Genomic DNA, 23,987 nt, shown 5'->3' with positions numbered 1-23,987 from the left:
ATGTGCGAAAAATGTCGAATTTTCAGACGACAAAACACTGTTTGTAAGCGCTGTATTTAGCTGGTTGCTATAATATTTCTATTTTATAACTGGTAATGGGGTAGTCTAAGCTTATAAATGGATTCAATATTTAACGAGGGGTGTAAAATATGCAAATTCTATGGGGATTAGGTGGTATGGCAGTCCTATTTGCCATCGCACTTATCTTTTCTACAAACCGCAAGGCGATTAATCTTCGTACGGTGCTTGGTGCACTTGCAATCCAAGTTGCATTTGCGTTTGTTGTACTTAAATGGGAAGCTGGTAAAGCTGGACTGAAATGGCTCTCATTAAGAGTTCAGGATATTATCAATTATGCGAATGACGGGATAGCGTTCTTATTCGGTGGATTAATTGGGAATGAGAGCATTGGTTTTATATTTGCATTCCAAGTATTAACAATCATTATTTTCTTCTCATCTTTAATCTCAGTACTATATTACCTTGGTATTATGCAGTGGGTTATTAAGATTCTTGGTGGAGCGATTTCAAAAGCGCTTGGAACAAGTAAAGCTGAATCACTCTCTGCAACAGCGAATATCTTTGTAGGTCAAACGGAAGCACCGCTGGTGATCAAACCATATATTGATAAAATGACGAAATCTGAGTTGTTTGCAGTTATGACAGGTGGACTTGCTTCAGTAGCTGGTTCAGTCCTAATTGGGTACTCTCTTCTAGGTGTTCCACTTGAGTACTTGCTTGCTGCAAGTTTCATGGCAGCTCCAGCTGGTCTATTAATGGCGAAGCTAATCATGCCTGAAACGGAAGAATCTGAAACAGCCAATGAAATTAAAATGGAACGAAATGAAGAGCACGTTAACGTTATTGATGCAGCTGCACATGGTGCATCTGATGGTCTTAAGCTTGCATTAAACGTAGGGGCAATGCTTCTCTCGTTTATCGCACTAATCGCACTTTTCAACGGTTTGCTCGGTGGAATTGGCGGACTCTTCGGATACGGAGATATTACGATTGAACAAATTCTCGGATATGTTTTCTCTCCTTTAGCATTTGTCATTGGTGTACCATGGCAGGATGCAGTTCAGGCTGGTAACTATATCGGTCAGAAACTTATTCTTAACGAATTCGTTGCTTTCTCTGCATTCGGTCCTGAAATTGGTGCAGGAACCCTAACTGACAAATCTGTAGCTATTATCAGTTTTGCTCTTTGTGGATTTGCGAACTTCTCATCTCTTGCAATCCTTCTTGGAGGACTTGGTGGTCTTGCGCCGAGCCGTCGTCCTGAAATTGCAAAGTTTGGAATGCGCGCGATCCTTGCTGGTACGCTTGCTAACCTGTTGAACGCAGCAATTGCTGGTATGCTTATTTTCTAAGTTTGAAGCCTCTTTTATAGAGGCTTTTTTTATTGGCTCTCTTCGGATACTTTGTTGCAATATGAGGAGGGGGGTGATTTGCGCTTCATTCATCGAAGTGGGGTTTCTAAAAGTCACTTTCTCACATTTTTATTCAGGCCGTCACAAGGAAGAGTTCAAGCGCCTACTGCGGCAAGGTCCCGAGGGGGATGGCGAGACTCCTGCGGGATGAGCATGACAGGTGAGACCCCGGAAGGCGGAGCCTGAGGAGGCTCAACGCATGCCCCGCGGAAAGCGAGTCATCCCCCGGAGGACCTTATCTCCACACAAGAGTAATCCTAAACGAATTTATATAGGCAAACGAATATTGTTTTTTCGTTTGATTACGGTATACTTGTCTAAATAAAAGACAGGAGGGGATCACTGATGAGTAGCTTTGAACATACACTTCCATACGATCGTATGATGGGTGATATCTATATTCCGCAATGTCCGTTTTGTCATAGTGAGAACGTCCTAACACCTATGACGGATCGAGATTACAAACAGGGCTGTGAAGAAATTAAAACAAGGCTCGTGATGCCTTGCTGTAACGGGAAGCTTAATATTGAAAAAATCGATAATGATTATTTCTGGACAATAGAAGCTGTTCGGAAAGGCCATTAAACTATAGAAAGAGTGAAAGCATTGCGTGAAATAACTTATACAAAAATGCACGGATTAGGAAACAATTATATTTATATAAATCAGTTTGATGAAAATTTGCCAGAAGAGAAACTTTCGCAGTACGCCATCGAAGTTTCGAATGTCTATACTGGAATTGGCTCAGATGGGATGATTCTAATTTGCCCGTCTAGTCACGCTGATGTAAAAATGAGAATTTTCAACAGAGACGGTTCCGAAGGTAAAAACTGTGGAAATGGCTTACGCTGTGTGGCGAAATATGCCTATGAGAATGGGGTTGTTTCCTCTAAGAAATTTGCGATTGAAACACTTGGTGGACTCGTACAGGCTGAAGTTCATCTCAAGAAGGCTCGTGTGGAGACTGTGACAATTGATATGGGTAAACCCCAGTGGACAAGAGGCAGTTTACCTATGACTGGTGAATCAAATGATATAGTGGTAAATGAACCAGTGCAATTTCGGGATCAAGTGCTTAGCATGACTGGTGTGTCAATGGGTAACCCACATATGGTTATGTTTGTTGACGATATTGAAGCAGCACCTCTTACGACAGCCGGTCCTTATTTTACAGATCATGAGATGTTCCCAGAAAGTATTAATGTGGAATTCGTAGAAGTGCTTTCTAACGAAGAGTTTCATTTCCGCGTCTGGGAGCGGGGCTCAGGAATCACACAGGCATGCGGAACGGGTGCTTGTGCTGCCGTTGTCGCTGGCGTGTTGAATAACAAAACGACTAAAGGAACTGAAGTAACGGTTCATCTTGCTGGTGGTGACCTTTTCATTACATGGGACGAAGATAATCACGTTTGGATGACAGGTCCTGCTGTAACGATTACAACAGGAGTCTTTTATTCACACGTTTAGTCAAGAAGAGGTTTGTAAATAAAAGGATAATCATGTAGAATAATAGAAGGAAGTGATTAGGGAGGGGACTTAAGTCTTGTACTGTGAAGCAATGCAGCGATACAATGATGAAATTGAAATTCTACGAGCAAAAATGACACAAACGGCTATGGTCCTTGGTTTAAATCATCCCGAAGTACTAGAGTATAGTCAAAAACTCGATGAGACGCATAATCTAATATTGCAGTTGAAATATAAATATCAGTCTAAAGATTTGAGCGCACCCGTAAGATAAGGGTCATCTGTTGAGCTCAATTAAAAGGCAAGGTATACTAATAGTAGCAATACGGTGATTGGAGGGATTTATATGATCCATTTATCTGAAGCTGCAGCAGCACAGGTAAAAGAAATGATGAAGCAAGAAGAAGGCGATAGCCTTTATCTTCGCGTAGGTGTTAAAGGTGGAGGCTGTACAGGCTTAAGCTATGGCATGGGCTTTGATACAGAAATGAATGTCGACGACGAGGCACTTGATGCTCAGCACGGCGTTACGATTATTATGGATAAAGAAAGTGCACCGGTATTGGATGGTGTGAAAATTGATTATAAACAAAACATGATGGGCGGCGGATTCACCATCGACAATCCGAACGCAATCGCATCATGCGGCTGCGGTTCTTCGTTTAAAACAGCGACGAACGCTGGTACGCCGGAGAATTGCTAAATACGCTTTGAACGATTATAACCTTCTCGAAAGTAATGGTACGCACATTACAACTAGAGAAGGTTTTTTTTGCGTTAATTAGTACATATGAGCATATTTGATAGTAATGATTACATGGAAAGAGGGTAAGAAGTGAAAGACACTAGTTAATACTTATTGGAGTGAGTGAAATGAGTCAACATTCTCCTTTTTTATCCCCATCACAAATGAAATTGGCAAAAGTCTTACTCACACGAGCTGTTGATTATCAACAAGAATACAGTCAATCAGCTAATTCTGATGAATTAATTGAAAGAGCTACACCTGTACTTTGGCGTGGTGAGAACGTTCCAGGGAATATCGTAACGGTTGGTACAAATCCTTCTGCTAAAGAGTTTTTAAATCAACATAACGAGTTATTAGAGAACGAAAAAGCCAAATTTTTTATAAGGGAACGTTATGTGAGCCTCGAGGAATATAAAAAGGATGATTGTCAATTAGAGAAAACAATCGATTACTATCGTACCTATTTCGACCTTGATACTGCCTATAAGAGTTGGTTTGGAAGAAAAGGCGGAGGTAAGCTCGAAGCGTTTATGAATGGGATGGGTGGATCGTTTTATGATGCTAATGCATACACCCGTGTTATCCACATGGATTTGTTCCCATTTCCAACTCGGAAGCAAATAGGACGAATGAAGGGGAAAGAAGAATTGCTTAACTCAGACTTCGTAAAGAATTCGGTAGTCGATCTTTTAGCCTTTCTAGAGCCTTCATTAATTATAATAGTAGGAAAAGAACATTGTGAAAGGATCCTGCGTTTTGAAAAGGAAACATATTTTGGAGGTGTTCAGTTTTCGAGTGACTTTCCAGACGCAGCTTATCAAATAGGCTACTATTCATCAGAGAAAATTCCGTTGCTAGGTTTACATTTTAAACCTTCTGAACAATTGATTGGTCTTGGTAGCAAACGTGATGTAAATGGATTAAGTCATGGATCATATGGATCAAGTGCATCCTTAAGAGTTATCGGTGAACAGATTCGACAGCACGCAAAGAAAGTTCATAATGAAACGTAGTTTTTTTTGTAATTAAAAAGGGTTTCAAGTCGTTTTCTCGAAACATGTGGAGTAGGTCACCACTAGACCTTTGCATTAAGCTATTTCTAATTATACGGTTATTGAAAAAAGGAGAGAGACAAATGAACGAAATAGGTGTTGGGTTACAGCTTTATACATTGAGAAATGAATGTGAGAACAATTTCTTTGCAACGCTTGAGAGAGTAGCAGGTATTGGATATGAAGGAGTAGAGTTAGCGGGCTTATACAACTATAAACCTGAAGAAGTAAAGGAGAAGTTGGATGAACTTGGTTTAGCTGTTATTGGGCACCATGTTTCAATTGAGCGAATAGAGAATGATTTAGACGAAGTGATTAAGGAGCAAGTGGCGCTTGGTAATTCTCGTATCGTTTGTCCGTGGTTGCCACCTGAAAGAAGAACAAGTGAGGATTTTAAAGAAGTGGCTAACATCATGACAAAGGCAGCTGCCGTTTGTGCTGAGCATAACCTTGAGCTGTGTTATCACCATCATGATTTTGAACTTGGACGTAATCTCGATGGAAGCGAACTGTATTACATACTTAAAGCAGATGAATCTATTCAAGCTGAGTTTGATATTTATTGGCTTAATATGGTCGGACATGATCCTATTGAATGGATGAAGAAATTTGCTGGAAGAACGCCAGTCGTCCATTTGAAAGACCGCTCGGACGATGAGAGGGAAGAGACTGTTATTCTTGGAACGGGTAACATACCAATTGAAGAAGTACTTGAGCAAGGAAAGGAAAGTGGCGTTAAGTGGTGGGTTGTTGAGCAGGATCATTGTGATTATGATCCGATTAAAAGTGTGACTCAAAGCTATAAGTATTTAAGAAACATTCAACTTCAGAAATAATATGTAAAAAAATTCTAATAATAGTGTTGAACATTTTGTGAACTTGAGCTAAGATAAATGTAATCGATTTCATGAAATCGATTACAAGTGAAGGGAGGGTCTTTTGAACTTTCGGGGGAGGATGAAACATGGCTACAATTGCTGATGTCGCAAAGTACACAGGTTTATCAAGTGCAACTGTGTCACGCGTCATTAATGATTATCCACACGTATCTGAAGACAAGCGCAAGTTAGTACATGATGCAATGAAAGAGCTTGGGTATTTTCCCAACACATCTGCTAGAAATCTTAGGAATCGCAAAACGAATGTAGTAGCTGTCTTAATTCCAAGATTGACTAATCCATTTTTCACTTTAATCCTAGATGGAATTGAGAGAGTAGCTGAAGGAAATGGATTTCAGCTGATTATCTGTCAGACTAAATCAAGTAAGAAGAAGGAAATTGACTTTCTTAACTTGCTGCAAACAAAACAAGTTGATGGCGTTATCTTTACTTCTATTGAAAATGAGTGGGATTATATTCAGCCTTATACAGCATATGGACCAATTATCTTGTGTAATGAATACCATCACGAAGCGACTGTTCCAATGGTTCGTCTGGATCAGGTACAGGGGAGCTATTTAGGTACTCAGCATCTGATAGAGAAAGGCCACACGAAAATCGCATACTGCATGGGCTCAACGAGTGGTTTGTCCTTTGACAGACGCCTTGGATTCTTCAAAGCGATAGAAGAAGCTGGAATTGACATGAAGTCAGAATGGATCTTCCGTGATACATACACGATGGAAGATGGTAAACGAGTATTCCAGCAGATCCTTCAACTTTCCGATCGGCCAACTGCCGTTTTTACTGGTGGGGACGAGGTTGCATCAGCAATGGTGAAGGAAGCTAGTAAACATGGTCTTCATGTACCGAGGGATCTAGCTATTCTCGGGTTTGATGATCAACCAATCGCGAGTTTAATTGAACCAGAACTAACAACCATCTATCAACCAGGTGATGAAATAGGCGCAAGAGCGATGGCTGTTTTCATTGAATGTTTGCATGGTATACGAGAACGAATGAGTCAAGCCGTTATTGAACTACCACTATCATTAGTTATTCGTGATTCAACATAATAATAATATTGTAAGCGCTATCTTTATTGAAATCGATTACAACATATTGAAATCGATTTCAACCAAATTTAAGGGGGACCAAACTGTTATGAGAATTTTGAAGAATAGTAAGTTGCTTTTTATCGTATTGGCTCTAATTCTTGTTCTATCTGCATGTAGCTCTTCAAACAATTCATCTTCAAACAGCGGCACTAATTCTGGGGACGAAAACGCAAGCTCTGGGAACGATGAAAAAGTCAAAATCGTTTATGCACGTGGTAAAGATGCAACAGGTGCAACAGATGCAATGATTGAAGAATTTGAGAAGCAGAATCCTAATATCGAAGTAGAATTCCGTGAAATGCCAACAGATACTGGTGCACAGCACGATGCATACGTAACGATGTTGAACGCTGAATCCTCTGAGATTGATGTATTAGATCTTGATGTAATCTGGCCAGCGGAATTCGCGCAGGCAGGCTATGTACTCCCTCTCGATCGTTTTATTCAAAAAGATAGCATTAACATGGACGACTATAACCAGGGGCCAGTTACTGCAGCAACATTTAATGGTAAGCAGTGGGCAATGCCGAAGTTTATTGATGCAGGTATGCTTTTCTACCGCTCAGACATGGTTTCAGAAGCTCCAAAAACGTGGGACGATCTTATGACTCAAGCTTCTGACCTAAAGGGTCAAGATGGTACGAAGTTTGGTTACCTTATGCAAGCGAAGCAATATGAAGGTCTTGTTACAAACGCTGTAGAATTCGTAGCTTCTTATGGTGGCGCGTTCATCGATGAGAATGGCGAAGTTGTCATCAATAGCCCTGAAGCCATTAAAGGAATTTCTAAGTTGGTTGAAATTGCAAACTCAGATTTCGTTCCAGGTAACATTAACACGTTCACTGAAGTAGAATCTCACACTGCGTTTATCGAAGGACAATCTCCATTTATCCGTAACTGGCCGTACCAGTACGCTCTTGCTAATGATGAAGAGCAGTCTAAGATTGTTGGAAATGTAGAAGTAGCTCCTCTTCCTCAAGGTGACGCAGGTTCTGCTGCGGCTCTTGGTGGTTGGATGTCAGCTATCAACAACTTCTCTGAGCATCCACAAGAAGCTTGGGAACTATTGAAGTTCATGACTGGTGAAGAAGGACAGAAGATTGATGCAATTGTAGGTTCACACGCACCAACACTTCCAGCTCTATTCGATGACCAAGAGATCATTGAAGCAAACCCATTCTTTGGTGAAGAAGGGTTCCAAACTGCTCTTGAAGCAGCTGTTTCCCGCCCAGTAGCACCGAACTATCCTGAAATCTCTGAAATCATTCAAATCCATGTATCAAAAGCGATCGCAGGAGAAGAAACACCTGAAGAAGCTGCTGCTGCTATGGAGAAAGAAATGAATGAGAAATTAGAAAAGTAAATGTGATGTACATTAGCCTTCTGACCGAAGGCTAATGTTTTTCCTAAGAGAGGAGCGGTGGTATGCAAACGGAAATCGATCCGAAAGAGCCGATCAAAGTTGAGGAGCGGCCTAAGAAGAAGAAAAAGAATGATTCTGTTGTAGGTTACTTACTTGTTGCGCCAGCACTTATCCTAATTCTAGCCATTTCCATTTGGCCAGTTATTCAATCCTTTTATTTTAGTCTTTTTGACCTTCAGCTCAATGAGCCGACTAAATCAGAAGTTCATCTAGATTACCAAATCGATTTAGATCGTTATTTACAGAACTTCCCTTTTCTAGTCGGAGCCATTGACTCTGAAATTGATAAAGGTAATTCAAGTGAAGAGTTAACAAAGATTAAATCAACGCTTGAGAATCTCGACGAAGGTATTAAAGAAAAGCCTGAGGCACAAGAGAACTACGACACTATTAATGCAAAATTAGATAACTTTGAGAATATACCAGCCGACATGAAGTATATTGAAATCGACGAAACAGTTGCAAAAGATTTTACTACGTCTGTTAAAGAAATAAATGATAATTTAAAAACGATAAATGAGAACGGCAATCTAGAGCAAGGTGACAAAATCGTTGGATTATCATCAGCACTTACTGAGATTGTGGTAGAGCCTAACTTTGTCGGATTTGAACACTATAAAGAGAATTTAACTGACCAACGGATGTGGCGCTCTCTCTGGAACACAAGTGTCTTTACATTTATCTCCGTGTTAGCAGAGCTTATTCTTGGACTTGCTATTGCCCTCCTTATTAACAAAGCTTTCCTTGGAAGAGGATTAATTCGAGCGAGTATTCTTATTCCATGGGCGATCCCGACTGCAGTTGCTGCCCTTATGTGGAAGTTTCTATATGATGGTCAAAACGGGATTGTCGCGAAGCTATTTGAAGATGTTGGACTTGTTGACAGAATGGCGATGCTATTAACAACAGATACAGGTGCGATGTTCTCTGTTATTTTTGCGGATGTTTGGAAGACAACGCCTTACATGGCATTACTTCTTCTTGCAGGATTACAGACAATATCTGGTTCCCTTTATGAAGCAGCATCCATTGATGGGGCGAATAAATGGAAGCAGTTTATTACGATTACGCTACCGCTACTTAAATCAAGCCTTCTTGTAGCTCTATTATTCCGTACGCTTGATGCATTCCGAGTATTTGACTTAATTTACGTATTAACTGGTGGAGGTCCAGCAAACTCAACTGAAACCATATCCATGTATGCTTATACCCTTATGTTTAAGCAAACGAACTTTGGAGAAGGATCAGCTATTTCAGTTGTCGTCTTTATCTGTGTGGCCATCATTTCAGGAATCTTTATTAAACTTCTTGGATCTGATTTGATCAAAGATGGTTCTGGAAAATAATGATAATGTATTTTATGATGAAGAAGGAGGGTCTGCCAGATGAATAAGAAAGCTGGACCGATGTTTTATGTCTTTCTAGTCGTGTTTGTTTTCTTGGTTATGTTTCCATTTCTATGGATGCTTGCAAGCTCGATTAAGCCGCTGTCTGAGCTATTTGGAGACAGAGCGTTCAATCCATTCACATCGAACCCAACACTACAAAACTATGTATCCGTTTTCGTAGATTATCCGTTCATGCGCTATCTTTGGAATAGTACTGTTGTAGCTACCATTACAACCGTTTATACCGTTCTTGTAGCATCTTTCGCAGCTTATGCGATTGCGCGTCTTAATTTTAAAGGAAAGCCAATTATTCTTGGAGTAGTCCTTTCAGTATCGATGTTTCCACAGGTTGCAACGATTTCACCAATCTACATCTTTCTTAAAAACTTAGGGCTTACGAATAGCTACCTGGGACTTATTATCCCGTATACGACGATCACGCTTCCATTATCCATTTGGTTACTCGTGACGTTCTTTAGAAAGATTCCATTTGATCTTGAAGAAGCAGCAAGGATTGATGGTGCATCACTATGGCAAACGTATTGGAAAGTCATTATGCCGCTTGCGGTACCAGGGATTTTCACAACAGCTATACTCGTGTTTATCGCTGCATGGAACGAATTTCTCTTTGCCCTTACGATCAACACAGCTGATAAGTTCAAAACCGTACCAGTCGGAATTGCTCTATTCCAGGGACAATATACAATTCCATGGGGCGAGATCTCAGCAGCAACTGTTGTGGTAACGGTTCCACTTGTTATTATGGTACTCATTTTCCAACGTAGAATTGTTTCTGGTTTAACATCAGGTTCAGTTAAAGAATAGATAAAATAGGAGTGAATTATATGCTTAACGTTACAGTATGGAATGAAAATCGACACGAACAAAAAAGTGAAGAAGTAAGAAGTGTCTACCCGAACGGCATTCATGGAGCGATTGCTGAATTCTTGAAGGAAGACTTCGAAGTGAGAACAGCAACGCTAGACGAGCCAGAACACGGTCTATCAGAAGAAGTATTAAATAGTACCGATGTTCTTCTTTGGTGGGGTCATATTGCTCATGAAGAGGTATCGGATGAAATCGTTGATCGTGTTCATCAACGCGTCCTAGATGGTATGGGTCTAATCGTACTTCACTCTGGTCACTTCTCCAAGATTTTCAAGAAGCTAATGGGAACAGGGTGTGATCTCAAGTGGCGTGAAGCGGATGAGAAGGAAAGAATGTGGGTAATCGATCCTACTCACCCAATTGCAGAAGGACTTGGAGAGACAATTGAGCTTGAAAGAGAAGAAATGTATGGAGAGCATTTTGATATTCCAGCACCGGACGAGCTTGTATTTGTTAGCTGGTTTGAAGGGGGAGAGGTCTTCAGAAGCGGCTGTACATATAAACGTGGTCAAGGAAAAGTGTTCTACTTCAGACCTGGACATGAAACATACCCGACCTATTATCACGAAGATATTCAGCGAGTGATGAAGAACGCTGTTGCCTGGGCCAAACCTACGAGCATAGCAAAACCAGTCTATGGAAATGCAAAACCACTCGAAACCATTACGTCTAAATAATAGAAAGATAGAGGAGGAGAAACTATGAGAAAACTACAAGTTGGTGTTATCGGATGTGGAAGTATTGCAAAGCATCGCCACCTTCCAGAATACGCAGCAAACAAACTAATAGAAATTGCTGCGGTTTGTGACATCGTTAAAACGAGGGCAGATGAAATTGGAGCACTTTATGGTGCAGTTTCTTATGAAAGTGTAGAAGAATTGCTTCAGAACGAACAAATCGATGCAGTAAGTGTATGTACGCCAAACTATTTGCACGCCCCGATTTCCATTGCTGCACTAAAAGCGGGTAAGCATGTTCTTTGTGAGAAGCCGATGGCAACCTCACGAGAAGATGCAGAACAGATGATTGAAGCAGCCCGTGAGAGCGGTAAAAAACTTATGATTGCTCATAATCAACGATTTGTTCCTTCCCACGCAAAAGCAAAAGAGATACTAGCAAGTGGTGAAGTAGGAAAGGTGTATAGTTTCCGCACAGCTTTCGGTCATCCTGGACCAGAAGCGTGGAGCGTTGATGGCAAAGATAGCTGGTTCTTTGAGAAAGAGAAAGCATTTATTGGAGCAATGGGAGATCTTGGTGTTCATAAGACAGACCTCATTCGTTATGTACTAGGTGAAGAAATTGTAGAAGTAGGTTCTTTTGTTGAAACGAGTGCAAAGGAATTTGCGACGGTTGATGATAATGCAGTTTGCATCTTGAAATCAGAAAGCGGCATCATTGGCACGCTTGCAGCAAGCTGGGCTTATACAGCGAAAGAAGACAACTCAACTATCATTTATGCAGAGAAAGCCATTCTTCGTCTAGAAGATGATCCAGTGAATTCACTAGTCGTTCAGTATCAAACGGGTGAGGTTGTGAAGTATGAACTTGGTGGAATTCAATCGAATGACGAGGGTGGTCAGTCGAGTTCACATGTTATTAATCGTTTTGTAGATAGTATCGTATCTGATAAAGAGTCACCTGTAAGTGGTCTTGAAGGAATGAAATCACTTCAAGTTGTTCTAGCTGCTCTTGAATCAAATGAAACGAAGAAAATGATTAGTTTGAGGTGATGACGTGACTAAATTACGAATGGGAATTATCGGGTCTGGTGGAATCGCTCAGTCACGTCATATCCCTTCATACCAACAACTCTCCGAACAGGTAGAGTTGTTTGGTGTTTATGATGTTGACTATGAGAGAGCTAAGGAAGCTTCAGTGTTATTTAACATTACAAATGTATACGAGCAAGTTGAAGATATGCTAAAAGAAGTTGATGCTGTAACGATTTGTACGCCAAACAAATTCCACGCTGACCTTGCTGTAGAGGCGCTAAAAGCAGGCGTACACGTTCTTTGTGAGAAGCCTATGGCAATGAACGTAGAAGAGTGTGATCGCATGATTGAAGCGGAAAAGGAGTCAGGTAAGGTCCTTTCAATTGCCTATCATTATCGTTTTATGAAGGAACCGCGCGCAGCACGTCAGGTCATTCAAGCAAAAGAAATTGGTGATCCGATGGTAGCGAGAGTACAAGCTCTTCGCCGTCGTAAAGTACCAGGCTGGGGTGTGTTTACGAATAAGCAGCTTCAGGGTGGTGGAAGCTTAATCGACTATGGCTGTCATTTTCTTGACTTAAGCATGTGGCTTATGGGAAATCCAAAGCCAGTAGAAGTGTCAGGCACAACCTATAATCGATTAAGTAAAACGCCTGAACAAGTTAATTTATGGGGTGCTTTTGATCATGAAACATTCGATGTGGATGATCATGTGACAGCGTATATTAAATTTGATAACAATGTTTCCATGTTATTTGAAACGTCGTGGTCAGCTAATATTGCTGAAGATAAAGAGTCAGTTAGTATTTCTGGTAGCGATGGTGGTCTTGAGGTATTTCCTTTTCAACTGAACAAAGCACAGTATGGCATGCTGTTAAACAGCAGTAGCGAGTGGGTGCCTGGTGAAGAAGATCCAGGTTTGCCACAGGCGGAAAACTTTGTAAACAGTTGCCTCGGTCTTGAGAAACCAATTGTGAGTGCAGAAGAAGCACGAACCGTTTCTCAGGTTATTGAAGCAATCTATGAAAGCTGTGCTACAGGTAGAAGCGTTCAATTGTAATACCATTTTGAAATCATAGGAGTGAGACGATGAAACTCGGCGTATTTACTGTTCTATTTTCGGATAAATCATTTGAAGAGATGCTCGATCATGCGAAAGCATCCGGTCTAAAAGCGGTTGAGATTGGAACAGGCGGCTATCCTGGAGATGCTCATTGTAATCTTGATGAGTTATTGGACAGCGAAGGAAAGCGGTCAGAATATCTTGAAAAGGTACAGGCAAGAGGACTTGAAATTAGTGCTTTTAGCTGTCATGGCAATCCTATTTCTCCAGATAAGGAGTTTGCTGAGAAGTGTCATGATACGTTCGTGAAAACAGTGAAGCTTGCTTCGCTCATGAATGTGCCAGTCGTAAACTGTTTCTCAGGAACACCAGGAGATCATGAGGAGGCTAAGTTTCCGAACTGGCCAGTCACACCATGGCCTGCTGAGTATTCTGATGTGCTGACATGGCAGTGGGAAGAGAAGCTTGTTCCATATTGGAAAGAGTGGGGCCAGTTTGCTAAAGATCATAATGTAAAGATTGGTCTTGAGCTTCATGGAGGTTTCCTTGTTCATACACCGTACACGATGTTAAAGCTTCGTGAGCTGACGTGTGATGCAATTGGTGCAAACCTTGATCCAAGTCATATGTGGTGGCAAGGAATTGATCCTGTCGCAGCCATTAAGATTCTAGGTAAAGAGAATGCCATTCATCATTTCCATGCGAAGGACACGTATATCGATCAGGATAATGTAAACATGCATGGATTAACTGATATGCAACCGTATGGTGAAGTGAAATCACGCGCATGGACGTTCCGATCTGTCGGCTGTGGCCATAGCAATCAGGAATGGTCTAATATGATGAGCGCACTCCGCATGTATGGCTATGATCATGTCGTTAGTATTGAACATGAAGATCCACTTATGTCGATTGAAGAAGGGTTCCAGCGAGCTGTAAAGAACCTTCAATCTGTACTAATTGAAGAACAACCGACTGAGATGTGGTGGGCTTAGAAGTTTAACGAAAACCCCGATTCCTTTTATAGGAGGTCGGGGTTTTTGGTAGGCTTTATTCTGTTTCTTCTTTCCATTCTTTATCAATCAGCATCTTACCTGGCCATGTGTAAGCCATAATTCCTCCATCAGCTGTGATATCTTCACCTGTTACATATGAGCTATCATCTGAAGCGAGGAAGAGAGCTACTTTTGCCATTTCATCAGGTCGTCCTAATCGTCCCATAGGAGTAACCCATTTGTTTGCATCTCTAAATTTCTGGCCCATCTCTTCCTCTTTAGATCCAGCGAGTTTATCAATTAACGGTGTTTCAATTGTACCAGGAGAGATGGAATTGACTCGAATTCCCTGTCTAGCATAATCAATCGCCATCGCTTTCGTGAAATTTGTAATGCCACCTTTTGCTGCGTTATATCCAGAGCGATCAAGGTCTGCTGCTCGACCTGACATAGAAGAGGTGTTGATAATAGAACCACCGTGATCAAGCATAAGTGGAATTAGGTATTTACTTGTTAAGAATGTCCCGCGTAGGTCAACTGAAATAATGCGATCAAATAGTTCAACAGGGTATTCGTGAACTTTACCACCTTCTTGATCCACACCTGCGTTATTGAATAACACATCAATCGTGCCATACTCTTCTTTCACTTGATTCGCGAAACGTGTAACGCTATCTTCATCAGAAACATCTACTTGAAACGGTTTAACGTTGCCGCCGTCTTTGTTTAATTCCTTCGCTGTCGTTTCCAGTTCTTCTTTATTAATATCAGCACATAGAACCGTTGCACCTTCTTTTGAGAAAAGCTCCACTGTTGCTTTGCCTATTCCTGTTGCACCGCCAGTAATAACGGCAACTTTGTTTTGTAGTCTATTCATGACACATTCTCCTCCTTAAAATCTTATATCAACTAGTATGACTAGTACCCGCTATCTCGAAAGAATAATCCTTTGAAAATTATCAGTGTGAAATTAATTTTCATGGAAAATAGTGGACTTATTGTAAACTATTTTTCATATCTCAAGTGCTCTCCTGGTGATAGAATTAACGTATTAATTCTTGTTATGGGGGGATATACTTTGTTTTTATTAAAGATACGTGAAGAAGATTCAGGTGATCTTGAAACGGAGAGTATTGAGGTGCGCTATCGTGCTAATGTTGAATTCAAGAAACAAACGTTAGCCTATTCAAACAAACCTGGTCGTTATGAAATTTCATTACATGGAGATTCTGGTGAATCTATACTTACGACTAAAGTTGGACTTGGCTGGTAATACATATCAAGAAATGCTTCTGTAACTAAAAGCGGAAGTCATCGTTTTGATGAATAATTGTATATAGGAAAAAAAGAGTGCGTTTACGATTATGTAAATGGTATCGACCCCCAAAAGTTAGAGTAGAAAACTAACTTTTGGGGGTGTTTTTGTTAGCTAAAGGAGAGGCGTCATTTCCTCTCCAAATAGCGATGTGTTGGTTTTTATAACAATTTCAAAAGCAAATCAAAACAATAATATCTACGAAAACAGCCAATTATAAAGAAGCTACTTAATTCCCATTTGCAACGTAGCAATAGCAGTTCAAACATATTCATTTCTTGCAGGGATGTTAACTGCTGGGCGCTTAAGAGAACGTTAAAGTAATAACAAAAATCGCACTGTGGATTCACAGTGCGATTTTGAATGTATGATTACCTTTAGTGTGAAGAATGGAAGAGGTTGTCTTTAACAGATTTCCAATCCGGTTTAGGTGTTTCTTTTAAGCTATGGAATAGGGAATACCCAAGACCTGCAGCCATGACTATGATAAAAATAATTTCGTCCATAACTATCCCTTCCTCGCGTTTAAATTACTTCTTCTTATCGAATAAGCTTGTACTGTGAAGTGGTTGAACTTTCGCATCTGGATCCATATAGGATTTTGCATTATTAACAGCGGTTGGTGCTTCACCAAATCCAGAAGCGATCAGTTTCACTTTGCCATCGTATGTAGCTACGTCACCTGCAGCGTATATACCAGCAATATTCGTTTCCATTTTGGAATTAACAACGATCGAGTTCTTCTCGATGTCGAGACCCCATTCTTTAATTGGTCCAAGAGAAGAGATGAAGCCGTAATTCACAATAACAGTATCGACGTCTTTCGTGATCGTTTCTTCCCCTTTAACTTGCTCAAGTACAACCTGGTTAATTCGTTCACCATCTCCAATGAACTCGCTTATATTATAAGGAGTTTGGATGTTTACGGATGAATTCATTAGTTGCTCAACACTGTGTTCATGTGCTCTAAACTTATCACGGCGGTGAATGAGCGTTACTTCTTCAGCGATTGGTTCGAGCATATTAGCCCAGTCTACGGCGGAATCTCCACCACCAGCAATGAGGACCTTCTGGCCAGCGAATCTAGTTAGGTCATTCACGAAATAGTGAAGGTTTTTCCCCTCATAGTGATCTGCGCCTTCTACTTTAAGACGACGAGGTTGGAAGGCGCCAACGCCTGCAGTAATAATAACCGCGCGTGTGTAATGCTCCTCACCTGTATTAGAACGCAAATAAAGTGAGCCATCGTCAAGTTTCTTTACTTCTTCAACAGATTGCTCTAGAACGACTTCCGGATTAAATTGGTTCGCTTGCTCTTTTAAATTATCGACAAGATCTTGAGCGAGTACTTTCGGAAAGCCTGCAACATCATAAATATATTTTTCAGGATAAAGAGCAGAGAGCTGCCCTCCAAGCTGTGGCATACTTTCGATAATTTTGACGCGAAGCTGGCGCATACCACCGTAGAATGCAGTGAATAATCCGACAGGACCCCCGCCAATAATCGTAATATCATAAAGTTCTTGCTGGTCTGTCATTGTCAGTCCCCCTTGAATTTAATCGTTGTGCTTTCATTATTATAATCATAATAAAAACGGAACTAAACCCCTAACGTGAAAACACGCCTGAAGTTTCATTATAAGGGTTGAAAAACAAAATAAAAAAGAATATGATTAAAATTGAGCGTCAGATTTGAAATATTTATGACAAAGTGCGTGCTAGATATCTTCTTTTGGTCTAGAACGTGAAATCCTTAACAATGTCTCTCGATCTATCCTATTATTTTCTATTATATGAGGGATAATATCCTTATTCTTAACGTTTTATGACGTTTCACGGTTGGACACTTAAGGGAAATCCCTAACTATGTCCTAAAAAATATCGGTAAAAGGTGGATGTGATACTAGTGAGTAGGCCCAAAATTGCAATCTTAGGTGCAGGTTACGGCGGTATTATGACAGCGGCTCGTCTTCAAAAAGAAATGGGTACAAACGAAGTTGAAGTAACGCTTGTAAACAAGCATGACTATCACTATCAAACAACATGGCTTCATGAGCCAGCAGCAGGCACAATGCATCATGACAAAACACGAATTATGATTAATGACGTTATTGATGCTAACAAAATCAATTTTGTTAAAGATACAGTTGTAGAAGTAAAGCCTGATGAGAAACGCGTGATTCTCTCAAACGGTGAGCTCGAATATGACTATCTTGTACTTGCTCTAGGTTTCGAACCGGCAACGTTTGGTATTAAAGGTCTTAAGGAAAATGCATTCAGCATTCGCAGTGTGAACTCTGTTCGCAAAATCCGTGAGCACATTGAATACCAATTCGCAAGCTATAACAACGAAGCAGAGCGTCGTGATGATCTTCTAACAATTATCGTTGGTGGTGCAGGATTCACAGGAATTGAATTCGTAGGTGAGCTTGCAGAGCGTGTTCCTGAACTTTGTAAAGAGTTCGATATTCCACGTGACCGTGTAAAGATCATTAATGTCGAAGCATCTCCTACGGTTCTTCCAGGGTTTGATGAAGAGCTCGTTGAATATGCGATGAACCTTCTTGAGCGTAAAGGCGTTGAATTCCGTACGAACACAATGATTAAAGAAGTAACAGAAGATGGCGTTATCCTTGGTGAAGACGAAGAAGTAAAATCTGCAACTGTTGTTTGGACAGGTGGCGTTCAAGGTAACTCTATCGTTGCGGATTCTGGCTTCGAAACGAACCGTGGTCGTGTACCTGTTCGCAAAGACCAGCGTACGCCTGATTACGATAACGTTTTTGTTGTAGGAGACTGTGCGCTTCTTATCAACGAAGAAATTAATCGTCCATTCCCTCCAACTGCGCAGGTAGCGATTCAAGCAGCTGGAACGGTTTCCAAGAACCTACTTAACCTTGTACGTGGTAAGGAGCTTGAAAGCTTCACTCCGGATATTAAGGGAACAGTAGCTTCACTTGGTAAAGGTGAAGCAATCGGTAAAGTTGGAAACAAGAAGCTTTACGGTTCAACAGCTTCAGCTATGAAGAAAATTATCGACAACCGTTATTTATTCATGCTGGGTGGACCAGGGCTTGTCTGGAAAAAAGGTAAACTAAAGTTATTTTAAGATTGCAGGATAAAGAGGGCAAAGACATTATGTCTTTGCCTTTTTCATACTTTACAAGAGTCATGCATTTTTTTTGGAATGACAGTACTAGAAAAACAAAGGCTATCGCCAGAAAGGAAATGGCGATATGCCAGTTTTTCTAATCTATTCAAAGGAATAGGGGCTATGGTACAGCTTATGTTCGAACGATATCGAATATGCCAGGGAGGAATCGATCTTGACTGAAAGAGGAAAGGTTTGGCTTGCCGCTGCTGGTATTGTTGAATCTGAGGGGAAATACCTTGTTGTAAAGAAGAAATACGGTGGATTGAAGGGGCAGTGGTCGTTTCCTGCAGGCTTTGTAGATGCAGGTGAAACAGTAGACGAAGCTGCGGTCCGTGAAGTATTTGAAGAAACAGGTATTATTGCAGAGACGGTAAGTATTGCAGGAATTAGGTCAGGTGTTATTTCGAATGAGGTAAGTGATAATTTAATTGTATTTCATATGCGAATGGTTGGAGGAACACTAGCGTCAGAGGCAACTGAGATTGAAGAGAGCTCTTTTCGAACAAAGCAAGAGCTACTAACAGACGCTGCAACCTCTTCTATGATTCCTCCTTTTTTAAATGGATTGCAGGAATTCATCACCGAAATGAACCCTGGAGCTCAGTTCGGCTACACCTCCTATAAATTGTTATCAAATCAGAGTAATGATTAGATAAAGGACGAAATATTCTGATAATATAATATGTATCCGCTTACACAAGCAATCACGAGCAAATTTGGGGTTTTTCTTTTTCAATGATTCTTGGTATATTATCAGAAAATTGAAACAAAAGGAGTGGTTGAATTGAGAAGACAGCAGGATAAAGGGAAAGCAACAGACTGTCCTTATTGCCAGGGGAAGGGGTATTTTCAACTGCTTCTAGGCGGATCAGAAACATGTGATAGCTGTTCGGGAAGTGGGGCAAAAGCATAATCCAACAAGCTAAGCGCAGATTGCGCTTAGCTTTTCTGTTGGAACCGTTCACCTCCCGTTCATTGACTAACTGGAAAGAATCCAGTAAACTAACAATGATTAAACGGGGGTGAAGTAATGGCTATTCCACAGCTGATTATCTCAATGCTATTATTTATTGTACTTTTCTTTGGAATCGGATTTCTGCTTAACATGCTGCTACGTTCAACATGGATCATGGCGGTTGTCTATCCAATTATTGTTATTATGATTATTGATAACGTTTCATTTTTCCAATACTTCTCAATGCCAGGTACTGCCTTTAAAGCGTTGGGTACTGATCTTCTCTCACTTGGTAGTGCAGACGCGATTATCTTATCAGCAGGACTTGTAGGAGCTGTATTTGCAGGCGTTGCCATACGCATGCTTCGTGTTAGAGGTTATCAAATGTTCTAAAAGCTTCGCCAATAGCTGGCAGAAGCTTTTTTTATTTGTCTAAATATTGGTGGGTACCATATTAGTATGTGTTCACTAGAATCATTTTTAGCTAGACGAGCTTGATCCACTCGTAAATTGATGAATAGCTTCACTGTTCTCTGGAAATGAATAGACCATGAGAGGAGTGAAGAACGTGCGTGTTTTTGTGCTGATGATAAAAGGCTTGTTTTTCACAGGTCTATTTGCAGCAGCTTTGTTATCAACTTATTTATTATTATCCGGTGTGTCGCTAAACGAGGCGACAAAGTGGATGTTTCGAGATCAGGCTGTACTAAGCGAGGAAGACAAACCTCAAAGTCTTGATACATCTCAAGATTGGACACAGTATCCTGCACATAAAGTGACGGCAACAGGATATACTGCTGGAAAAGAGTCAACGGGTAAGACACCAGATCATCCTGCATACGGCATAACGTATTCCGGTGTGAAAGTAAAACGAGATCTTTATTCGACAATTGCAGCAGATACTTCTGTTTTTCCAATTGGAAGTGTATTGTTTATTCCTGAATATGGATTTGGTGTTGTCGCAGATACAGGAAGTGCTATAAAGGGTGATCGAATTGATCTGTACTACGATACGGTTCAAGATGTGTATGAAGAATGGGGTAAAAAGACGCTTAATGTGTACCTTATTCAAAAAGGGAAGGGTACGTTAACAGAAGAAGCGCTGCAATTAATGAATGAGGAAGAATCGATGCAGGTTTTCAGGCAAGAGCTTCTGAAAAAGGTAGAATAAAAGTAGGTATGATTCTATATGTATAATGAAAAAGTAAACGACGGAGGCAGCCTCCGTCGTTTTGTTGTATGTGATTAGGTGAGAAGGAATGAATCTTCGCCCTCATATGCCGGATAGCGATCAGGGTGAAGAATGGCAGCAAGCTTGATGAGACCTGTGATAAGACGTGGAGATGGTCTACAGTATAGCCACTCTTCGAGAACATGGATAGGACAATCATTGAGCTTCTCCCATCCTTCTCGCTTCTTCACAATTGCAGGATTCACTTTATTCTTCCTTACTCCAACCCAAGCAAGGCATATATGGTCAGGCTTCCGGTTCACAACATCGTTCCAATCTGTTTGAACGGATGCAAGCTCGACATCACGGAAACAATTCTTAGCACCAGCGAGTTCACTGATTTCAGTAAGCCAGTTCGTTTGGCCAGGAGTAAAAATAGGCTTCGGCCACCATTCCCAGTAGATTTCAGGCTTGCTTTCAATCGAATCACTGATTTCTTTATATTCTTGAATGACTTTCTTAAAACGTTGCGATAAGGAGCGCGCTTCCTTTTGTTTATTCGTTAACTCGCCAAGTGTAACAACATCATCACAAATATCTTCAAGAGAATTTGGATTCAAAACCGTATAAGAAAGCCCTAATTGATCGAGGGCCTCAATGTTTTTCTCCATACCAGGCACGCTTAGAGAAGCGAGAATAAGGTCTGGTTTCAATTCTTCCACTTTATTCATATCAATTGAAAGGTCGGGACCTAGTCGCGGTAATTCCGTTATTTGTTCTGGCCAATCTGAGAAATCATCAACGCCAACGAGTTGATCCGCGATTCCTAGAAAAGCACAAAGTTCCGTATTGCTTGGACAGAGAGAAACAATTCGCATCAATGGTCTCCTTTCTAACCAATTTGAAGGGCATAATAAAGAATAATAGTAGCGATAATACCGAGTAAACCACCTACAAGAACTTCGATCGGTTTATGACCTAAAAGTTCTTTTAATTCTTCAATTTTTTCTCGTTCTTGCTTTTGTTGCCAGTTCTTCGCTTCTGATACAAATCTATTGAAATTCAGAACAAGCTGGTTTAGAACGATTGCCTGTTCTCCAGTTTGTCTTCTAACACCTGTAGAATCAAACATCACGATAATACTAAACATGGCCGCTACTGCAAAAACGGGCGAGTCAAGTCCAGCTTCAAGCGCGACACCTGTTGCGAGCGCTGTGGTGGCAGCAGAATGAGAACTTGGCATCCCACCTGTAGAATTGATTAGCGACCAATTGATTTGTTTTGTCGCAACAAAATAGATTGGTACTTTAAGAAATTGGGCAAAGAAGACGCCAAATAACGCTGCCCAGAGTGGGAAGTTAAACAAAATATCCATGAGTGACAACATCTTCCTTTCTAAACTGATCCTATGTGTGGTTTACCCTAAGTTACTCCAGTCCAATCGAGTGAGAGAGCTTATGTAAAACCGATAACGCTTAACCCTTTTACGCAGATCAAACGAGTATTGCAACAGAAATTATCAGTCAATTATACCATATTGTGTAGACTCTGTACTTTAATGTCCTAAGAATTTGCTGATTTATCTGAACTCAGAACAACATCAGGTGATTCCATTGACACAATTACTCCAGCATGTTAACTTATTAGTGATTTACCAAACTAAAGGATTAGTTGAAAGGTTGTTACGTTATGAATGCCGTTATTATAGCTGTTCTAATCATGCTAGGTCTAAGCCTATTTCGCATACATGTTGTTATTTCTCTTGTCATAGGAGCGATTGCTGGAGGCTTACTTGGCGGTTTGTCTCTTGACGATACGATTAACGCATTTAGTTCTGGGCTCGGAGGCGGAGCCACCGTTGCTCTAAGCTATGCTTTACTTGGAAGCTTTGCTGTAGGTCTGACCCGTACTGGGTTACCAGAACTAATTGTCGATCGTGCACTTAAATTAGTTAATCGCCAGGGAGGCGATCGTAAGAAAGGACTAGCAAAGGTTCTCATTCTATTCATTATTCTATTGATTTCATGTTTCTCGCAAAACCTTGTTCCAGTTCATATTGCCTTTATTCCGATTCTTATTCCACCGATCTTACAAGTATTAAATGAACTTGGTATTGATCGGAGGGCGGTAGCCTCAGTACTAACATTCGGTTTAACTGCACCATATATTCTGCTACCTGCTGGTTTCGGGAAAATATTTCATGAAATTCTGCAGTCTAATATGGCGGATAGTGGAATGGAGATCGAATTATCTTCCATCCCAACTGCTATGCTACTACCAACAGCGGGCTTAGTAGTTGGCCTACTGATTGCCGTATTCATTTCATACCGTGGTCAGAGAACGTACAAACAGCTTTCTATTTCTCAGGAAGAATTTCCAGAGAAACACGTTTATTCGAGACGCTCAATTCTTTTTGCTGCCATTTCTGTCATCGTTACCCTAGCAGTGCAGATTCCGACTGAGTCGATGATTCTCGGTGCGCTTTCAGGAATAATTGTCCTTTATGTAACAGGAAGTATTCGCCTAAAAGAATCTGAAGCTGTCTTAACAGAAGGTATGAAGATGATGGCTTTTATCGGTTTTGTTATGCTTGCGGCTAATGGTTTTGCAGAAGTACTAAGACAAACAGGAGACGTACAAACTCTTGTTACACAGGCATCTGGTATTATCGGTGATAATAAAGCCCTCGCTGCACTACTTATGTTAATTGTTGGCTTGTTCATTACGATGGGAATCGGCTCATCCTTTTCAACCATTCCGATTATTGCAGCCATTTATGTACCTCTTGCAATGGAGCTTGGATTTAGTCCAATGGCGACCATTGCACTTGTTGGAACAGCAGCTGCTCTTGGTGACGCAGGATCACCTGCATCCGATAGTACGCTTGGACCAACTTCAGGATTGAATGCTGATGGACAACACAATCATATTTGGGACACAGTTGTCCCGACGTTCCTCCATTACAATATTCCATTGATCTTATTTGGTTGGATTGCAGCAATGATCTTTTGATTTAACGAACACAGGGGGTGTTTCCCCTGTGTTTTTTATGTTGTGCTTTTTTCATAAACATTTTCGATGAGAGTAGTGGTTGATTTCCGCTCCAGGAGGCTCACCTGTCCCGCTAATCCCGCAGGAGCATTCCTGTGAGAACAGAATGAAGCCTATTGCATAAAAAAGGACCCTCCGTTATGATGCAGGTGCTAACCAATAGCCCATAACTAAGG

The 23,987-nt window shown here is 40.8% G+C and carries 27 protein-coding genes; 22 read left to right on the top strand and 5 right to left on the bottom strand.

Translation table 11 applies throughout. The features are described from left to right. Positions 1 to 149: 149 nt before the first annotated feature. The 15 genes from JI666_RS14165 to JI666_RS14095 all read left to right on the top strand — a co-directional run bounded on the left by JI666_RS14165 (position 150) and on the right by JI666_RS14095 (position 14,165). Positions 150 to 1,373: a NupC/NupG family nucleoside CNT transporter gene (locus JI666_RS14165; RefSeq protein WP_136947962.1), complete on the top strand. Its 1,224-nt coding sequence runs from the start codon at positions 150 to 152 to the stop codon at positions 1,371 to 1,373. Positions 1,374 to 1,778: 405 nt separating this feature from the next. After that, positions 1,779 to 2,018, top strand: coding sequence for a hypothetical protein (locus JI666_RS14160; protein ID WP_206892962.1), 240 nt, complete (start codon positions 1,779 to 1,781; stop codon positions 2,016 to 2,018). A gap of 21 nt (positions 2,019 to 2,039) precedes the next feature. After that, positions 2,040 to 2,900 (top strand): diaminopimelate epimerase, encoded by an 861-nt coding sequence (dapF, locus tag JI666_RS14155; RefSeq protein WP_206892961.1) that lies wholly within the window; start codon positions 2,040 to 2,042, stop codon positions 2,898 to 2,900. A gap of 76 nt (positions 2,901 to 2,976) precedes the next feature. Beyond that, positions 2,977 to 3,174: an aspartyl-phosphate phosphatase Spo0E family protein gene (locus JI666_RS14150; protein WP_286170836.1), complete on the top strand. Its 198-nt coding sequence runs from the start codon at positions 2,977 to 2,979 to the stop codon at positions 3,172 to 3,174. 72 nt (positions 3,175 to 3,246) lie between these two features. Next, positions 3,247 to 3,603 (top strand): HesB/IscA family protein, encoded by a 357-nt coding sequence (locus tag JI666_RS14145; RefSeq protein WP_206892959.1) that lies wholly within the window; start codon positions 3,247 to 3,249, stop codon positions 3,601 to 3,603. Between the two features lie 170 nt (positions 3,604 to 3,773). Beyond that, a complete protein-coding gene (locus tag JI666_RS14140; protein ID WP_206892958.1) occupies positions 3,774 to 4,661 on the top strand; it encodes a hypothetical protein in 888 nt (295 codons plus the stop codon). 122 nt (positions 4,662 to 4,783) lie between these two features. Next, entirely contained in the window at positions 4,784 to 5,536 is a 753-nt protein-coding gene (locus tag JI666_RS14135; RefSeq protein ID WP_206892957.1) for a sugar phosphate isomerase/epimerase family protein, read from the top strand. Positions 5,537 to 5,664: 128 nt separating this feature from the next. Next, on the top strand, positions 5,665 to 6,654 hold the full coding sequence (locus JI666_RS14130; RefSeq protein ID WP_206892956.1) for a LacI family DNA-binding transcriptional regulator: 990 nt from the start codon (positions 5,665 to 5,667) through the stop codon (positions 6,652 to 6,654). 88 nt (positions 6,655 to 6,742) lie between these two features. Continuing rightward, positions 6,743 to 8,059: an ABC transporter substrate-binding protein gene (locus JI666_RS14125; RefSeq protein WP_206892955.1), complete on the top strand. Its 1,317-nt coding sequence runs from the start codon at positions 6,743 to 6,745 to the stop codon at positions 8,057 to 8,059. Between the two features lie 62 nt (positions 8,060 to 8,121). Then, on the top strand, positions 8,122 to 9,465 hold the full coding sequence (locus tag JI666_RS14120) for a carbohydrate ABC transporter permease (RefSeq protein WP_206892954.1): 1,344 nt from the start codon (positions 8,122 to 8,124) through the stop codon (positions 9,463 to 9,465). Positions 9,466 to 9,504: 39 nt separating this feature from the next. Continuing rightward, positions 9,505 to 10,332 carry a carbohydrate ABC transporter permease gene (locus JI666_RS14115; protein ID WP_048312008.1) on the top strand — a complete coding sequence of 276 codons (828 nt, stop codon included), beginning with the start codon at positions 9,505 to 9,507 and terminating at the stop codon, positions 10,330 to 10,332. Positions 10,333 to 10,352: 20 nt separating this feature from the next. Beyond that, entirely contained in the window at positions 10,353 to 11,072 is a 720-nt protein-coding gene (locus JI666_RS14110) for a ThuA domain-containing protein (RefSeq protein ID WP_206892952.1), read from the top strand. 24 nt (positions 11,073 to 11,096) lie between these two features. After that, entirely contained in the window at positions 11,097 to 12,125 is a 1,029-nt protein-coding gene (locus tag JI666_RS14105; RefSeq protein ID WP_206892950.1) for a Gfo/Idh/MocA family protein, read from the top strand. 4 nt (positions 12,126 to 12,129) lie between these two features. Next, positions 12,130 to 13,167 carry a Gfo/Idh/MocA family protein gene (locus JI666_RS14100; protein ID WP_206892948.1) on the top strand — a complete coding sequence of 346 codons (1,038 nt, stop codon included), beginning with the start codon at positions 12,130 to 12,132 and terminating at the stop codon, positions 13,165 to 13,167. A gap of 29 nt (positions 13,168 to 13,196) precedes the next feature. Beyond that, positions 13,197 to 14,165 (top strand): sugar phosphate isomerase/epimerase family protein, encoded by a 969-nt coding sequence (locus tag JI666_RS14095; protein ID WP_206892947.1) that lies wholly within the window; start codon positions 13,197 to 13,199, stop codon positions 14,163 to 14,165. Between the two features lie 55 nt (positions 14,166 to 14,220). Here JI666_RS14095 and JI666_RS14090 read toward each other — a convergent pair whose 3' ends face one another. Next, positions 14,221 to 15,042 (bottom strand): SDR family oxidoreductase, encoded by an 822-nt coding sequence (locus JI666_RS14090; protein WP_206892946.1) that lies wholly within the window; start codon positions 15,040 to 15,042, stop codon positions 14,221 to 14,223. A gap of 201 nt (positions 15,043 to 15,243) precedes the next feature. Here JI666_RS14090 and JI666_RS14085 point away from each other — a divergent pair, with 201 nt between their 5' ends. Continuing rightward, a complete protein-coding gene (locus JI666_RS14085; protein WP_206892945.1) occupies positions 15,244 to 15,438 on the top strand; it encodes a hypothetical protein in 195 nt (64 codons plus the stop codon). A 419-nt stretch (positions 15,439 to 15,857) separates the two neighbouring features. Here the strand turns inward: JI666_RS14085 and JI666_RS21760 are convergent, their stop codons facing one another. Together JI666_RS21760 and JI666_RS14080 are read right to left on the bottom strand one after the other, a co-directional pair. Continuing rightward, positions 15,858 to 15,986 (bottom strand): hypothetical protein, encoded by a 129-nt coding sequence (locus tag JI666_RS21760; protein ID WP_286170834.1) that lies wholly within the window; start codon positions 15,984 to 15,986, stop codon positions 15,858 to 15,860. Between the two features lie 24 nt (positions 15,987 to 16,010). After that, on the bottom strand, positions 16,011 to 17,018 hold the full coding sequence (locus tag JI666_RS14080; RefSeq protein WP_206892944.1) for an NAD(P)/FAD-dependent oxidoreductase: 1,008 nt from the start codon (positions 17,016 to 17,018) through the stop codon (positions 16,011 to 16,013). 368 nt (positions 17,019 to 17,386) lie between these two features. On the opposite strand from JI666_RS14080, the gene JI666_RS14075 reads away from it, so the two are divergent. The 5 genes from JI666_RS14075 to spsC all read left to right on the top strand — a co-directional run bounded on the left by JI666_RS14075 (position 17,387) and on the right by spsC (position 20,760). Next, positions 17,387 to 18,589: an NAD(P)/FAD-dependent oxidoreductase gene (locus JI666_RS14075; RefSeq protein WP_206892942.1), complete on the top strand. Its 1,203-nt coding sequence runs from the start codon at positions 17,387 to 17,389 to the stop codon at positions 18,587 to 18,589. 217 nt (positions 18,590 to 18,806) lie between these two features. Continuing rightward, the gene (locus JI666_RS14070) at positions 18,807 to 19,286 is read left to right on the top strand and encodes an NUDIX domain-containing protein (protein WP_206892940.1); all 480 of its coding nucleotides are present in this window, start codon (positions 18,807 to 18,809) and stop codon (positions 19,284 to 19,286) included. A gap of 132 nt (positions 19,287 to 19,418) precedes the next feature. Further along, positions 19,419 to 19,547, top strand: coding sequence for a YuiA family protein (locus JI666_RS14065; protein WP_161797390.1), 129 nt, complete (start codon positions 19,419 to 19,421; stop codon positions 19,545 to 19,547). Positions 19,548 to 19,664: 117 nt separating this feature from the next. Further along, positions 19,665 to 19,982 (top strand): YuiB family protein, encoded by a 318-nt coding sequence (locus tag JI666_RS14060; RefSeq protein WP_206892938.1) that lies wholly within the window; start codon positions 19,665 to 19,667, stop codon positions 19,980 to 19,982. A gap of 193 nt (positions 19,983 to 20,175) precedes the next feature. After that, the gene (gene spsC, locus JI666_RS14055; protein WP_286170848.1) at positions 20,176 to 20,760 is read left to right on the top strand and encodes a stationary phase survival protein SpsC; all 585 of its coding nucleotides are present in this window, start codon (positions 20,176 to 20,178) and stop codon (positions 20,758 to 20,760) included. 74 nt (positions 20,761 to 20,834) lie between these two features. Here spsC and JI666_RS14050 read toward each other — a convergent pair whose 3' ends face one another. Together JI666_RS14050 and JI666_RS14045 are read right to left on the bottom strand one after the other, a co-directional pair. After that, on the bottom strand, positions 20,835 to 21,638 hold the full coding sequence (locus JI666_RS14050) for a cobalamin-binding protein (protein ID WP_206892935.1): 804 nt from the start codon (positions 21,636 to 21,638) through the stop codon (positions 20,835 to 20,837). A gap of 14 nt (positions 21,639 to 21,652) precedes the next feature. Further along, positions 21,653 to 22,135 carry a divergent PAP2 family protein gene (locus JI666_RS14045; RefSeq protein ID WP_206892933.1) on the bottom strand — a complete coding sequence of 161 codons (483 nt, stop codon included), beginning with the start codon at positions 22,133 to 22,135 and terminating at the stop codon, positions 21,653 to 21,655. Between the two features lie 314 nt (positions 22,136 to 22,449). Here JI666_RS14045 and JI666_RS14040 point away from each other — a divergent pair, with 314 nt between their 5' ends. Beyond that, positions 22,450 to 23,772: a Na+/H+ antiporter family protein gene (locus JI666_RS14040; protein ID WP_206892932.1), complete on the top strand. Its 1,323-nt coding sequence runs from the start codon at positions 22,450 to 22,452 to the stop codon at positions 23,770 to 23,772. Positions 23,773 to 23,987 lie beyond the last annotated feature (215 nt).

This window comes from Bacillus sp. NTK071, assembly GCF_017303315.1.
Taxonomy (GTDB): domain Bacteria; phylum Bacillota; class Bacilli; order Bacillales; family Guptibacillaceae; genus Guptibacillus.
Note: the sequence above shows the minus strand (reverse complement) of the source record. Positions and strands in the feature narration are given on the sequence as shown.